The organism is Stenotrophomonas sp. ISL-67 (assembly GCF_018612915.1).
Classification (GTDB): Bacteria; Pseudomonadota; Gammaproteobacteria; order Xanthomonadales; family Xanthomonadaceae; genus Stenotrophomonas.
In genome coordinates, this window is the sequence record NZ_JAGGRL010000001.1 from 282,916 (window position 1) to 295,879 (window position 12,964).

The window sequence follows — 12,964 nt, forward strand, 5'->3', positions numbered from 1 at the left end:
CGGGCAGAGCCCGGCGCTACGGCATGACGAGTGGCCGTAGCGCGCAGGCCATTGGCGCCATTACCATCGGCGTTTTGCCGTCCCGCGGAGAACCCGATGAAGCTTCGTTACGCCCTGTTGCCGTTGTGCCTGCTGACCGCGCTGCCGTCGCTGGCCGCCACGCGTGGCCTGGATGTGCGCGACATGATCGCGCTGGATCGGGTTTCGGCCCCGCTGCTGACAGCCGATGGCGGCAACGTGGTGTTCGCCAAGCGCGTGGTTGGCAGCGACAGCAAGGCCAGCACCGGCCTGTTCATCCGCAACCTGCGCACCCGTGACCTGGCCCCGCCCAAGCCGCTGACCCCGGCTGGCTGGAACGTCAACTCGGCTGCGCTGTCGGCCGATGGCCAGAGCGTGTTCTTCCTCAGTGCCAAGGGCGGCAGCCAGCAGCTGTATTCGATGCCGCTGGCCGGTGGCGCGCCGCGCCAGTTGACCGATTTCGCGGTGGACGTGGACAGCTTCCATATCTCGCCGCAGGGCGACCGCGTGGCGTTCAGCGCCGGCGTGTTCCAGGACTGCGGCTCGGACCTGGCCTGCACCGCGAAGAAGCTGGACGCGCACAAGGCGCGCAAGAACACCGGCGAAGTGTTCGACAGCCTGTTCGTGCGCCACTGGGATACCTGGAACGACGGCCGCCGCAACACCCTGTTCGTGGCCGCGCTCCCCGCCGCCAAGGCCGCGGCGGTCAAGGGCGCCTCGGCAATCAGTGCCACGCTGGTCGGTGATGCGCCGTCCAAGCCGTTCGGCGGCAATGACGATTTCACCTGGGCACCGGATGGCAGGAGCGTGGTGGCCAGCATCCGCGTGGCCGGCCGCGAAGAAGCCTGGTCGACCAACTTCGACCTGTACCGCCTGGATGCCGACGGCAAGCAGGCGCCGGTCAACCTGACCGCCGCCAACCCGGCCTGGGATGCCGGCCCGGTGTTCAGCGCCGACGGCAACACCCTGTATTACCGCGCGATGAAGCGCCCGGGTTTCGAAGCGGACCGTTTCGGCGTGATCGCGCTCGACCTGGCCACGGGCAAGACCCGCGAAATCGCCCCGGACTGGGACCGTTCGGCCGGCGAAGTGGTGCTGTCGCCGGATGGTGGGAGCTTCTACACCGGCGCCGATGACTTGGGCGAACACCGCCTGTTCAACATCGACATCGCTACCGGCAAGGCCACGGTGGTTGCCGAAGGCGGCAGCATCGGCTCGCCGGTGATCGCTGGCAGCACGCTGGCCTATACGAAGAACAGCCTCAAGAGCGGCGACCAGATCGTGGTGGCCCAGGCCGACGGCAGCAGCCCGCGCGAGATCACCCCGAGCGCCGGCCAGATGCTGCCGGACGTGGCCTTCGGTGATTACGAGCAGTTCCAGTTCAAGGGCTGGAACAACGAAACCGTGCACGGTTATGTGGTCAAGCCGTACAACTACCAGGAAGGCAAGCGCTACCCGGTGGCGTTCCTGATCCACGGCGGCCCGCAGGGCAGCTTCGGCAACGGCTGGAGCTACCGCTGGAACCCGCAGACTTATGCGGGCCAGGGCTACGCGGTGGTGATGATCGATTTCCACGGTTCCACCGGCTACGGCCAGGCCTTCACCGATGCGATCAGCCAGCATTGGGGCGACCGCCCGCTGGAAGACCTGCAGAAGGGCTGGGCGGCCGCGCAGAAGCAGTACTCGTTCCTCAACGGCGACAAGGCCTGTGCGCTGGGCGCCAGCTACGGCGGCTTCATGGTCAACTGGATCGCCGGCAACTGGAATGCGCCGTGGAAGTGCCTGGTCAACCATGACGGTGTGTTCGACCAGCGCATGATGGGTTACGCCACCGAAGAGCTGTGGTTCACCGAGTGGGAGCAGGGCGGCACACCGTTCGACAAGCCGCAGAACTACGAGAAGTTCAACCCGGTCAACCACGTGGCCGACTGGAAGAAGCCGATCCTGATCATCCATGGCCAGCTCGACTTCCGCATTCCGGTGGAGCAGGGCCTGGGCGCGTTCACTGCCGCGCAGCGCCAGGGCATCGAGTCGAAGTTCCTGTACTTCCCGGACGAGAACCACTGGGTGCTGAAGCCGCAGAACAGCGTGCAGTGGCATGACACGGTGAACGGCTGGCTGAAGCAGCACATCGGCGAATGATGGAATGGACGCCGCCCTTTTCGGGGCGGCGTTCCTGCATTGCGTGGGCCGGCCAACGGCCGGCGCTACCGCGCCCCGGCGGCGATGACGTACCGCGGTGATGAACGCGTCGCCACGCGCCCGGTCATTAACCCACCGATTCCCGGTAGCGCCGGCCGTTGGCCGGCCCTCGACCCACCCTAAACGGCCCTACTTCCATGCCCGCCCTGATCCAGAACGACATCGTCGTCTTCGGCCTGATCGCCGCCACCCTCGGCGCAGTGTTCTGGACCGCCTCGCGCGAGAAGGGGCTTTGGAAGCGCTTCTACACCTACGTACCGGCACTGCTGCTGTGCTACCTGATCCCCGGCATCTACAACACCGCGGGCCTGATCGACGGGCAGAACACCCGCCTGTACAACCCGATCGCCCGCGACATCCTGCTGCCCGCCGCGCTGGTGCTGCTGACGCTGGCGGTGGATATCAAGGGCATCCTGCGGCTGGGCCCGAAGCTGATCGTGATGTACCTGGGCGCTTCCTTCAGCATCATGATCGGCGCGGTGGTGGCCTTCATGCTGATGAAGTGGGCGCATCCGGAAACCGTCGCCGGCGACACCTGGGCCGGCATGGCGGCGCTGGCCGGCAGCTGGATCGGCGGCGGTGCCAACATGCTCGCGATGCGCGAAGTGTTCGACGTCAACGCGACCACGTTCGGCCAGTTCGCGGTGGTCGACGTGGGCGTGGGCTATGTGTGGATGGCCGTGCTGATCTTCATGGCAGGGCGCGCAGCGAACATCGATGCACGCACCGGGGCCGATACGTCGGCGATCGATGAACTCAAACTGCGCATCGAAAAATTCCAGGCCGAACACGAGCGCGTGGCCAGCCTGACCGACCTGATGCTGATCGTGGCGGTAGCCTTCGGCACGGTAGGCCTGTCGCACGCCATCGCCGGGCCGGTATCGGCCTGGTTCAAGGGCCACGTCGCCTGGGCCTCGCAGTTCAGCCTGGACACGCCGTTCGTGTGGGTGGTGGTGATCTCCACCACCTGCGGTCTTGCGCTGAGCTTCACCCGCGCGCGCAACCTGGAAGGGGCGGGTGCCTCGAAGCTGGGGTCGCTGCTGCTGTACTTCCTGATCGCCTGCATCGGCATGCAGATGGACCTGCTGGCCCTGCTGGAACGCCCGTGGCTGTTCCTGCTCGGCCTGATCTGGATCGCCGTGCACATCGTGCTGCTGTTGGCGCTGGCCATGGCCCTCAAGGCGCCGTTCTTCTACTTCGCCATCGGCTCGCAATCCAACATCGGCGGTCCTGCCTCTGCGCCGGTCGTCGCCGCCGCTTTCCATCCCTCGCTGGCGCCGGTGGGCGTGTTGCTGGGCACGATGGGGTATGCGACGGGCACGTATCTCGCCTACATCGTAGGCATTACATTGCGGTCGTTGGCCGGCGCGGGGTGATGGGGTTTCAACGCGGTGTCGGCCGACGCCGGTAGGGTCGCATCCCTATCGACCGCCGATGGCGGTGCAACGTTCATTGGGGCATGACCTCCGGCGAAAATCGTTCTTCGGTCAGGTGCGATGCGTCACCGTGCCGATTACCGTTATCGGCGGTCGTCTGGGGACCGACCCTACCGTCGAATGTGCGCGAAAGGCGCGCCGCATTATGCGCGTCCGGCGTCCGGTCGCGGCAATGGATGTCGCGAGTTCGGCGTTACGCCACGAGCAACCCGCGCTCGATCAGCCAGGCTTTTGCGTCTTCGGCATCCTGCTCGAACCGCGCCGAGTGAACAACAACGCGCCTTTCTGGTTGGCGCGTCGCCACGCGTCCGGGAAAGGCCGCGTTCCCGGTTTTACGCGGGCAGCAACCCGCGCTCGACCAACCAGGCTCTTGCGTCTTCGGCATCCTGCTCGAACCAAGCCCGGGTCGAACCAAGACGATACGTATACCCCCACGCATCCATGTCAGCCATCAACTGCGCGCTGCCTACGCCCGGCAATTGCCCGGCCAGCACGATCTGCAGGTAACAGGTGGCGTCTTCTTCGGGTACCGAATCGGTCGCATCGGTGTGCACCAGCGCGCGGCGCTCCGGTGGCAGCACGATCAGATGGCAGGCCTCATGCAGCATCGAGTGCACCGGCGTGTCGTTGCGCACATACACATCGCTGGCGATGATGCCCGCCTCGGGCTCGCCCCAGTAACTGCCGGGAATCGGTGCGCCATCGGCCACGTGGTGCAGCTGCAGCGCGTGGCGGGCCAGCAATGCCGCCGCATCCTGGAAGGCGATGTCGCCCACGCGGGTGACCTGCGGTTCTGCTTCTGCAACGGCGGTGTTCATGGCGTCTGCGTCCTGCGCCCCTTCCCGGCGGGGAAGGGGCCTGTACGGGTCAGGGCTGCTGCGGGCCTTCCGGCAGTGCCACCGAAATGTCCAGCACGTCGTGCTCGCCGTCCTTGACCAGGTCGACCTTGACCGCGTCGGCGTCGATGTTGACGTACTTCTTGATCACTTCCAGCAGCTCGCGCTGCAGCAGCGGCAGGTAATCCGGGCCGCCACGGTGGCTGCGTTCCTGCGCGATGATGATCTGCAGGCGATTCTTGGCGGTCTCGGCAGTGGTCTTCTTGGTCTTGAGGAAATCAAACAGGCCCATGCTTATCCTCCGAACAGCTTGCTGAAGAAGCCCTTCTTCTCAACAACGGTGAAGCGCATCGGGCGCTCTTCGCCGAGGATGCGGGCCACCGCATCATCGTAGGCCTGGCCAGCAGCCGATTCCGGATCCAGGATGACCGGCTCGCCCTTGTTGGACGCGTTCAGCACATCACCCGATTCCGGGATCACGCCGATCGCCTTCAGCCCCAGCACCTCTTCCACGTCGGTGATGCTAAGCATCTCACCGGTTTCCACGCGGGCCGGGCTGTAGCGGGTCAGCAGCAGGAACGCCGGTACGTTCTGGCCCGACTCGGCCTTGTGCGTCTTCGAATCCAGCAGGCCGATGATGCGGTCCGAGTCGCGCACCGACGACACTTCCGGGTTCACCACCACCACCGCACGGTCGGCGAAGTACATCGCCAGGAACGCGCCCTTTTCGATGCCGGCCGGCGAATCGCAGATGATGTACTCGAAACCGTCCGCGGCCAGGTCCTTGAGTACCTTGCCCACGCCTTCCTGGGTCAGCGCATCCTTGTCACGTGTCTGCGATGCCGCCAGCACGTACAGGTTGTCGAAGCGCTTGTCCTTGATCAGCGCCTGCTTGAGCGTGGCCTCGCCATGCACGACATTCACGAAGTCGTACACCACGCGGCGCTCGCAGCCCATGATCAGGTCGAGGTTGCGCAGGCCGACGTCGAAGTCGATCACCGCCACCTTCTTGCCCTTGCTTGCCAGGCCGCAGGCCAGGCTTGCGCTGGAAGTGGTCTTGCCGACGCCGCCCTTGCCGGAAGTGACTACGATGATTTCAGCCAAAGGACTTCTCCTGATGATTCTGTTGGTGCGCGGGCTCAGGCCAGCGCAGCGATCTTGATCTGGTCGTTTTCCAGCCATACCTGCACGGCCTTGCCGCGCAGGTTGTCCGGGACATCGTCCAGTACCTTGTAATGGCCGGCAATGGCGACCAGTTCAGCGTGGAAGTCACGGCAGAAAATACGCGCCGTGGTGTTGCCTTGGGCACCTGCCAGGGCACGGCCCCGCAGCGTACCGTAAATATGGATGCTGCCATCGGCGATCACCTCGGCGCCTGCGCCCACGGTGGCCATGACCGTCAGGTCGCAGTTCTCGGCATACAGTTGCTGGCCCGAGCGCACGTTGCTGGTCTGCATGCGGCCCGGCTTGGGCGCATTGCCCACCTCGACAGCCGCCGCCTGGGCCGGCGCGGCGGCGCGCGCCCGGCGTGCCGGTTCCGGCGCAGGTGCAGGCGCGACCGGTGCGGGCGCCGGTTCAGCGTCGGCGCGCTCGTACTGCGCGCGGAACTTGGCCAGCAGCGGCAGCCCGAGCTGCTGCGAGAGCAGGTCGGTGTCGGTGCTGCCGTAGGCCAGCGCCACCGGCAGCACGCCAGCGCTGCGCAGGCCATCCAGCAGCGCCTGGGCGGTAGCCACGTCGGGCATCTGGCTCAGGCCGCCGAAATCGAGAATCACCGCCGCGCGGCCGAACAGCTTCGGCGCGCGCGCCACGCGGTCGTGCATTTCACGGGTGAGGCGTTCCACATCGAGGGTGCGGATGCGCAGGTTGGCGATGCCCACCTGGCCGATCTTCAGTTCGCCGGCCTGTTCAAAATCCATGTTTGCCGCCACTTCAGGTCCCCGTCGGTCGTTGCGCGCGCAGCGGCTCGCGACGATGACCCACCCAGGGCACGTCCGGCAACGCGTCGCCGTAGGTGTCGTGCACCCACTGGTAACTGCACAGGTCCTTGAGCAGCATGCTGGCGCGCACATCCACGTGCGGCATGTTGTTCTGCCCGACCTCGCGGAAGCCGAAGCTGCCATGGAACAGCAGCGCCGCGTCGGCGCCGTGGTCCAGGAACACCTCGCAGGTCAGCTGCGGGTAGCGCAGCTCCGAGTAGCTCTGCGCATCGGCGTAGAACGCGCGGCCCACACCGCCGCCGCGGCGGCGGCTGGCCACCACGATGCGGTCGATGTAGAAGAATTTCTGGGTCAGGTGCTGCTTGAACCAGGCGAAGTTGCTGCTGTCGTGCTGGCTGTCGCTGCCGAAACCGATCAGGAAACCGGCCAGGTTGCCGTCGCGCTCGGCGACGCGGAAATACTCAGCGGTGTCAAAGAACAGGCGCAGGCGGGCGGCATCCAGCGGAAGGATGGCCAGGCCGGCATTGTTGTTCAGGGCCAGGACGGAATCGAGCTCGTGCTCGCGCACGTCGCGGATGACAATCGACATTGTGACTCCGTGGGGTAACGCGGTTGGCCCATCTAGGGGCCCTGTCGGTGATTATTGCATGGGTGGCCGGGCAGGGCACAGCCAGCCATGACTTATGTCCGGGTGCAGCGGCGCAGGTTCAGCCTAAGATGCGTCCATGTTGGGATACCTAAGCCAAACCCGAGTACTGCGACTGGCCGGCCTGTTCACCTGGGTCATGCTCGGCTTGCCGTTGGTCTATTCCCAGTACGAAGCGGTCCGCCGCAGCGGCGGCATCGACCTGCCACCCCTGCTGTTGTTCGTGTCCTACCTGGCCTTCGGCGGCGGTTACCTGTGGCTGACCCGCGGGCTGCGCAATGGCGGCCATTCGGCCTGGTACGACCGCGCCATCCTGGTGCTGCTGACCATCTCCGCCCTGGCGGTGAGCTTCCTGAGCGGCTCCGGCCTGGGCAGCATCCTGATGATGGTGGCCGCCGGGGTCATTCCGTGGATGCTGCCGGCCCGGGTCGGGGTGATCTGGCTGCTGGTCAGCCAGCTGGCGGTGGCCCCGGTGTACTACCTGTTCCTGCCGTTTTCGCTGTTCGAGGCGGTGATGCAGTCGCTGCTGTACGGCGGCTTCTCCATGTTCATCTTCGTGACCAGCCTGGTCGCGCGCCAGCAGACCGACGCCCGCGAGGAGCAGCGCCGGCTCAACACCGAACTGCGCGCCACCCGCGTGCTGCTGGCCGAGAGCGCCCGGGTCAACGAACGCACCCGGATCTCGCGCGAGCTGCATGACCTGCTTGGCCACCACCTCACCGCGCTCAGCCTGAACCTGGAAGTGGCCGGCCACATCACCGAAGGCCAGGCCCAGGAGCATGTGCACCAGGCCCATACCCTGGCCAAGCTGCTGCTCACCGACGTGCGCGAGGCGGTCAGCCAGCTGCGCGACAGTGGCGCCATCGACCTGGCCGCCGCGCTGCGCCCGCTGACCGAACAGGTGCCTTCGCTGGACATCCACCTGGAGATCGAAGAGCCGCTGAGCGTGGAAGACCCTGAACAGGCCCACGTGCTGCTGCGCTGCACCCAGGAGATCATCACCAACGCGGTGCGCCACGCGCGTGCCCGCAACCTGTGGATCCAGGTGCACCGGGAGCCGCCGGGGCAGGTGGTGGTGCAGGCGCACGACGACGGCGTGGGTGCCGATGGCATCGTGATCGGCAACGGCTTGCGTGGAATGCGTGAACGCCTGCAACAATGCGGCGGTGAGCTGCAGATTGAAACCCACCGGGGACAGGGCTTCCGCCTGCGCGCCTCGGTTCCCGGCGTGCCAGTGCTGATGCTGGGTGCCATCCTGGAAGGAGTGGATTGATGATTCGCGTCTGCCTGGTCGACGACCAAACCCTGGTGCGGCAGGGAATCCGCTCTCTGCTCGCCCTGGATGACGGGATTGAAGTGGTGGCCGAGGCCGCCGATGGCCGCCAGGCCGTCGAGGTGGTGCCGCAGATCCGCCCCGACGTGGTGCTGATGGACATGCGCATGCCGGTGATGTCGGGGCTGGAGGCGCTGCAGATGCTGTCGCGGCTCAACCAGCTGCCGCCGACCATCATCCTCACCACCTTCGACGACGACCAGCTGGTGCTGGCCGGGCTCAAGGCCGGCGCCAAGGGTTACCTGCTCAAGGACGTGACCCTGGAACAGCTGGTCGGTGCGATCCGCACCGTCGCCGATGGCGGCTCGCTGGTGCAGCCGGCCGTCACCCAGCGCCTGCTGTCGGGGCTGGAGCACATGCGCAACGAGTTCGTGAGCCTGGACCGGCCCGACCCGCTCACCGACCGCGAAACCGAGATCCTGCGCCTGATGGCCAGCGGCTTCTCCAACAAGGAGATCGCCAATTCGTTGGGCGTGGCCGAAGGCACCATCAAGAACCACGTCTCCAACATCCTGTCCAAGCTGGGGGTGCGCGATCGCACCCGGGCCGTGTTGAAGGCGTTCGAGCTGCAACTGGTGTGAACATGAACGTCAGTTGAAAGCATTGTGCGGCAAGGCCTGCGGCGGTCGCCAAAGGCCTGCCTGCCGAAACCGGCAAATAAATATGGCCAACGGCCACATGCTGGCCCGCGCGATGCGCTATCTTTCCGCTCCTTGTCCATTTCAAAACCGCTGCCGGTATGGAAACCGGTGCGCCAATCCTGATCCATAACACCCGCGAAGCCTGCTAGGATTGGCGCTTCGCTTCAATCAACCCGGCCGTGGGATCGGCCCCGGAGACTCCTGAATGACCCGTATTATCGAGTTCCTGATCGCCTTGGGGATCGTGGCTGGCCTGTTCGTCATCATTGGCGTTGTGCTGCCGGGCGAGCGTCACATTACCGAAAGCGTCGAGACCAACCGCAAGATGACGATCGTGTATGACACGGTCAACAGCCTGCGCCGCTTCAAGGACTGGAACCCGCTCCTGCTGCGCGATCCCGCCGTTGAACTCAAGCACTCCGGCCCCGCCGCTGGCGCGGGTGCCCGCCTGGACTACACCTCCAAGGATTCCACCCTGGGCCAGGGTAGCTGGGAGATCACCGCGTCCGAGCCGAACAAGCGCGTCGACATCGCCATCGAAGACGCGACCAAGGGCCACGACAAGAAGACCAGCTTCATCCTTGAGCCGACCGGCAAGGGTGGCCGCAACGTCAAGATCACCCAGGACTACAGCGTCAAGTACGGCTGGAACCTGTTTGGTCGTTACGCGGGCCTGTACGTCAGCCGTCACGTCGGTGACGACCTGAAACTGGGTCTGTCGCGCATGGCCAACATGCTGGCCACCGTGCCGAACATCGACTACCGCACCGCCGAAGCCCCGCTCACCGACCTGGCCATCATCGATGCCCCGGCCGAAGACCTGCTGGTCGTCACCGCCGGCAACGTCGACCGCGGCGAAGCGACCATCACCAAGTCCATCAAGGACAACCAGGAATGGATCAAGCGCGTGATGGAGGCCAATGACCTCGAAGCCGCCGGTCCGTTCCGCATCATCACCACTGACTTCGGTCAGGAGAAGTACGCCTTCGACGTGGCCCAGCCGGTCAAGAAGAAGGGTACCGAAGGCGCTTCGGCTGAAGCCCTGACGGTGAAGATCGACGGTGGCGCTCCGGTCAAGTACGTGCACGTGGCTCCGCACCGTACCGCCCACGCCAGGTACACCGGCCACATGGCTGGCCTGGACATCGCCCGCAACGCCCTGCGTGCCTGGGCGGTGACCGGCGGCAACGAAGTCATCGATCGTCCGTATGAGTCCTGGAACGCAGGCGTGGAGAAGTCGTTCACGCCGGAAGCGACCTACGACATCTACTGGGCCGTCAAGTAAACCGACGGCTACGCTGATGTAATGCAGAACAGAAAACGCGCCGCTTCCTGCGGCGCGTTTTTTTTTGGAGAACGAGGCAGCCATGCTCAACCTGGAACGACGCGCGCGTAAACCTTCGCTGCTGGCCTGCCTTGGCGGCCTGCTGGCCGCCACTGCGGTAGGGCTGTCGGCCTATGCCTCGCACGGCATCGCCGAACCGCTGGCGCAGTCGCACGTGAACACGGCCGCGTTCTTCGCGTTCGGCCACGGCGCGGCGCTGGCGGTGCTCGGCCCGACCCAGCAGAACAGCCTGGGCAAGCTGGCCCTGTACGTGCTGCTGCTGGGCACGCTGCTGTTCTCGGGCAGCCTGGTGGCCGGTGCACTGTGGCAGTTCAGCACCGGGCTGGCCCCGGTGGGCGGCACTGCGCTGATGCTGGGCTGGGCGGTATACGGGCTCAACGCCCTGAGGCGCTGACATGCCCCGGTTCCGTCGCGGTTTCGATGTGCAGGAGGCGCACGACTGGCTGTCGCGGCGTGACCGTCGGCTGGGCACCTGGATGAAGCGGCTCGGGCCGGTCGAGCCGCCACCCGGCTGGGCGCGCAGCTTCGATCCCGTGGATGCGCTGGCCCGCGCCATCCTGTTCCAGCAGCTCAGCGGCAAGGCCGCCTCGACGATTGTTGGACGGGTCGAGGCCGCCATCGGCAGCACCCGCCTGCATGCCGATACCCTGGCGCGCATCGACGATCCTGGCCTGCGCGTGTGCGGGGTGTCCGGCAACAAGGCGCTGGCCCTGCGCGACCTGGCCCGGCGCGAAGCGGCCGGCGAAATTCCCGACCTGCGGCGCATGTCGGTGATGGAGCACGACGCGATCATCGACGCGCTGGTGCCGATCCGCGGCATTGGCCGCTGGACCGTGGAGATGATGCTGATGTTCCGGCTCGGCCGCCCCGACATCCTGCCGATCGACGACCTGGGCGTGCGCAAGGGTGCCCAGCGCGTGGACAAGGCAGAGCTGATGCCGACCCCGAAAGCGCTGGCCGCACGCGGCGAGAAGTGGGGCCCGTTCCGGACCTACGCCAGCCTGTACCTGTGGCGCATCGCCGATTTCAGCGAGATCCCGAAGACGGCAACCAACCGTTCGCAGGATTGATATTTGCTCCTTCGTTGCTGCTATGACACGCATGGCGTGGCTCTACCCTGCGATGTCCACCTTCGGCGCAAACGCAGGGTCATCACTGAGCCGCGTGCGCGGCGGACGGCTGCGCACATCGCGCAGATGGCGGTGGTAGCGGAAGGTGGCGAGGGTGCCGCGGATGCTGACGAAGGTGAGCACCGCAAGGAAACCGATGCCGCTCAGCGAACCCTGGCCGTTCGCAATATTCGCCAATGCGCCGAGCGCGGACAAGCCGCACATCGCCAGCACCGCGCACGCTGCCACGCGGCTGCGCTTGTACACCCCGAACGCCGCCAGGAAGTAGATCCCGACGACAAAGGCGAGCGGAAGGATCATCCAGAGGCTCTGCCGCGGACCCGCGAACACCATGAAGCCGGCGGCGGTGGCGGTAAAAAGCCCCATCACCGCCACGAGAACATACATGTGCTTGATGGGGCTGGTGATCTCACGAGGCGCCTCATCGCGGCGGTCGGGGCCCGCGGTCCTGGGTGCTACGTGGCTGGCCTGGTACGGGCTCTGGTCTTCCATGACGGCGCTTCTCCTGATGGTTTCGCAAAGCTTAACGCGAGATGTATCAGTAGAGCCACGCCCTGCGTGGCTGCTTGGCGTCGGATGGGGCGCAGCCACGCAGGGCGTGGCTCTACCCGCCGGTCCAGTACCAGTGCCAGGGCTCGTAGACGATGCCGTGGGGATTGTCGCGGGGGTAACTCAGCCGGAACCCGTGCATTGCCGCGTGTGCCGTCAGCCACGCAAACGCAGGCGTGGCTTCGAAGCTCTCCTCGGCCGGCGGCTCGCCCGGGCAGCTGATATCCAGCGCCCGCCCGCTGTGATGCTCGCTGTAACCGGGCGCGGCGTTGACCTGCAGGATCTTGGCCACCTCCAGCCCGCGCGCACGTTTGCGCGCGAAGATGCCCAGCTGGTAATCGTGGCTGCGGTAGCCGGAGATGGCCTCCAGCACGATGTCGTCGCGCGCGGCCTGCTGCCGCATGCGCTGCCAGCCCAGCGCCGCACCCTGCTGCAGCCACAGCGGTCGGCGGTAGCGGTCGAAGCCGGCAAGGGCCAACCGCGCAGGCTCGGCTTCCAGCGCAAGGCCGGTGTCGCCTTCGTAGCGCCCGGCATCGATGCCCAGCGCCTGCAACCGCTGCTCCAGGCCGCTCAGCGGCAGCAGCGCATCGGGGGCGTAGGCGCGCTGCGAGCCGTGCAGCGCCTGGTCCAGTGCATCCAATGCCTGCTCGATGCCCGGCTCGCGCATCAGGTGCGGCACCAGTGGCAGCAGGCCGTGCGCGGTGGCGGCGGCCAGGTACTGCCCATCGCGCTTGCGCCGCAGCACCCAGCGCGCCCGGGCCAGTGCCCGCGCGTCGGCGTTGCTGCGCGCGCGCAGCAGGCCGCCGGGCCACAGTTCGATGTCGGCGGTGTTGATCAGCAGGGCAGGGTAGCGGCGCATGCGAACAGCTTAGCGTGTGGCCTGCGCGTTCA

The 12,964-nt window shown here is 66.3% G+C and carries 14 protein-coding genes; 7 read left to right on the forward strand and 7 right to left on the reverse strand.

Features of this window, described 5'->3' with window-relative positions; genetic code table 11:
• The first annotated feature begins 96 nt into the window (after window positions 1–96).
• Complete coding sequence (locus J7J08_RS01475; protein WP_214900824.1) at window positions 97–2,160, forward strand: S9 family peptidase; 2,064 nt, start codon at window positions 97–99, stop codon at window positions 2,158–2,160.
• Between the two features lie 197 nt (window positions 2,161–2,357).
• Window positions 2,358–3,596 carry a DUF819 family protein gene (locus J7J08_RS01480; protein ID WP_214900826.1) on the forward strand — a complete coding sequence of 413 codons (1,239 nt, stop codon included), beginning with the start codon at window positions 2,358–2,360 and terminating at the stop codon, window positions 3,594–3,596.
• 392 nt (window positions 3,597–3,988) lie between these two features.
• Here the strand turns inward: J7J08_RS01480 and J7J08_RS01485 are convergent, their stop codons facing one another.
• Genes J7J08_RS01485 through J7J08_RS01505 form a run of 5 tightly spaced genes read right to left on the reverse strand, consistent with a single transcriptional unit; the run spans window position 3,989 to window position 7,018 of the window.
• Complete coding sequence (locus J7J08_RS01485; RefSeq protein ID WP_214900828.1) at window positions 3,989–4,474, reverse strand: hypothetical protein; 486 nt, start codon at window positions 4,472–4,474, stop codon at window positions 3,989–3,991.
• 49 nt (window positions 4,475–4,523) lie between these two features.
• Window positions 4,524–4,784 (reverse strand): cell division topological specificity factor MinE, encoded by a 261-nt coding sequence (gene minE, locus J7J08_RS01490; RefSeq protein WP_068850125.1) that lies wholly within the window; start codon window positions 4,782–4,784, stop codon window positions 4,524–4,526.
• Window positions 4,785–4,786: 2 nt separating this feature from the next.
• Window positions 4,787–5,596, reverse strand: a complete 810-nt coding sequence (gene minD / locus J7J08_RS01495; protein ID WP_214900830.1) for a septum site-determining protein MinD — start codon at window positions 5,594–5,596, stop codon at window positions 4,787–4,789.
• A 35-nt stretch (window positions 5,597–5,631) separates the two neighbouring features.
• Complete coding sequence (gene minC, locus J7J08_RS01500) at window positions 5,632–6,408, reverse strand: septum site-determining protein MinC (protein ID WP_214900832.1); 777 nt, start codon at window positions 6,406–6,408, stop codon at window positions 5,632–5,634.
• Window positions 6,409–6,421: 13 nt separating this feature from the next.
• Complete coding sequence (locus tag J7J08_RS01505; RefSeq protein ID WP_214900839.1) at window positions 6,422–7,018, reverse strand: GNAT family N-acetyltransferase; 597 nt, start codon at window positions 7,016–7,018, stop codon at window positions 6,422–6,424.
• Between the two features lie 136 nt (window positions 7,019–7,154).
• Here J7J08_RS01505 and J7J08_RS01510 point away from each other — a divergent pair, with 136 nt between their 5' ends.
• The 5 genes from J7J08_RS01510 to J7J08_RS01530 all read left to right on the forward strand — a co-directional run bounded on the left by J7J08_RS01510 (window position 7,155) and on the right by J7J08_RS01530 (window position 11,464).
• Window positions 7,155–8,348 (forward strand): sensor histidine kinase, encoded by a 1,194-nt coding sequence (locus J7J08_RS01510; protein ID WP_214900841.1) that lies wholly within the window; start codon window positions 7,155–7,157, stop codon window positions 8,346–8,348.
• The gene (locus tag J7J08_RS01515) at window positions 8,348–8,989 is read left to right on the forward strand and encodes a response regulator transcription factor (RefSeq protein WP_214900843.1); all 642 of its coding nucleotides are present in this window, start codon (window positions 8,348–8,350) and stop codon (window positions 8,987–8,989) included. The genes J7J08_RS01510 and J7J08_RS01515 overlap by 1 nt, the downstream gene beginning before the upstream one ends.
• Window positions 8,990–9,254: 265 nt before the next feature.
• The gene (locus J7J08_RS01520; protein WP_214900845.1) at window positions 9,255–10,334 is read left to right on the forward strand and encodes an SRPBCC family protein; all 1,080 of its coding nucleotides are present in this window, start codon (window positions 9,255–9,257) and stop codon (window positions 10,332–10,334) included.
• Between the two features lie 82 nt (window positions 10,335–10,416).
• Complete coding sequence (locus J7J08_RS01525; RefSeq protein WP_214900847.1) at window positions 10,417–10,788, forward strand: DUF423 domain-containing protein; 372 nt, start codon at window positions 10,417–10,419, stop codon at window positions 10,786–10,788.
• 1 nt (window position 10,789) lies between these two features.
• On the forward strand, window positions 10,790–11,464 hold the full coding sequence (locus tag J7J08_RS01530) for a DNA-3-methyladenine glycosylase (RefSeq protein ID WP_214900849.1): 675 nt from the start codon (window positions 10,790–10,792) through the stop codon (window positions 11,462–11,464).
• Between the two features lie 42 nt (window positions 11,465–11,506).
• Here J7J08_RS01530 and J7J08_RS01535 read toward each other — a convergent pair whose 3' ends face one another.
• Together J7J08_RS01535 and J7J08_RS01540 are read right to left on the reverse strand one after the other, a co-directional pair.
• On the reverse strand, window positions 11,507–12,016 hold the full coding sequence (locus J7J08_RS01535; protein WP_214900851.1) for a hypothetical protein: 510 nt from the start codon (window positions 12,014–12,016) through the stop codon (window positions 11,507–11,509).
• Window positions 12,017–12,128: 112 nt separating this feature from the next.
• On the reverse strand, window positions 12,129–12,932 hold the full coding sequence (locus tag J7J08_RS01540; RefSeq protein ID WP_214900853.1) for a M15 family metallopeptidase: 804 nt from the start codon (window positions 12,930–12,932) through the stop codon (window positions 12,129–12,131).
• Between the last annotated feature and the right edge of the window lie 32 nt (window positions 12,933–12,964).

Bases quoted from the DNA above. Each gene is read 5' to 3' on its own strand.
- J7J08_RS01475 (WP_214900824.1), top strand. From the start codon at position 97: ATGAAGCTTCGTTACGCCCTGTTGCCGTTGTGCCTGCTGACCGCGCTG.
- J7J08_RS01505 (WP_214900839.1), bottom strand. From the start codon at position 7,018: ATGTCGATTGTCATCCGCGACGTGCGCGAGCACGAGCTCGATTCCGTC.
- J7J08_RS01510 (WP_214900841.1), top strand. From the start codon at position 7,155: ATGTTGGGATACCTAAGCCAAACCCGAGTACTGCGACTGGCCGGCCTG.
- minC (WP_214900832.1), bottom strand. From the start codon at position 6,408: ATGGATTTTGAACAGGCCGGCGAACTGAAGATCGGCCAGGTGGGCATC.
- J7J08_RS01535 (WP_214900851.1), bottom strand. From the start codon at position 12,016: ATGGAAGACCAGAGCCCGTACCAGGCCAGCCACGTAGCACCCAGGACC.
- J7J08_RS01540 (WP_214900853.1), bottom strand. From the start codon at position 12,932: ATGCGCCGCTACCCTGCCCTGCTGATCAACACCGCCGACATCGAACTG.
- J7J08_RS01485 (WP_214900828.1), bottom strand. From the start codon at position 4,474: ATGAACACCGCCGTTGCAGAAGCAGAACCGCAGGTCACCCGCGTGGGC.
- J7J08_RS01525 (WP_214900847.1), top strand. From the start codon at position 10,417: ATGCTCAACCTGGAACGACGCGCGCGTAAACCTTCGCTGCTGGCCTGC.
- J7J08_RS01515 (WP_214900843.1), top strand. From the start codon at position 8,348: ATGATTCGCGTCTGCCTGGTCGACGACCAAACCCTGGTGCGGCAGGGA.
- J7J08_RS01480 (WP_214900826.1), top strand. From the start codon at position 2,358: ATGCCCGCCCTGATCCAGAACGACATCGTCGTCTTCGGCCTGATCGCC.
- J7J08_RS01520 (WP_214900845.1), top strand. From the start codon at position 9,255: ATGACCCGTATTATCGAGTTCCTGATCGCCTTGGGGATCGTGGCTGGC.
- minE (WP_068850125.1), bottom strand. From the start codon at position 4,784: ATGGGCCTGTTTGATTTCCTCAAGACCAAGAAGACCACTGCCGAGACC.
- J7J08_RS01530 (WP_214900849.1), top strand. From the start codon at position 10,790: ATGCCCCGGTTCCGTCGCGGTTTCGATGTGCAGGAGGCGCACGACTGG.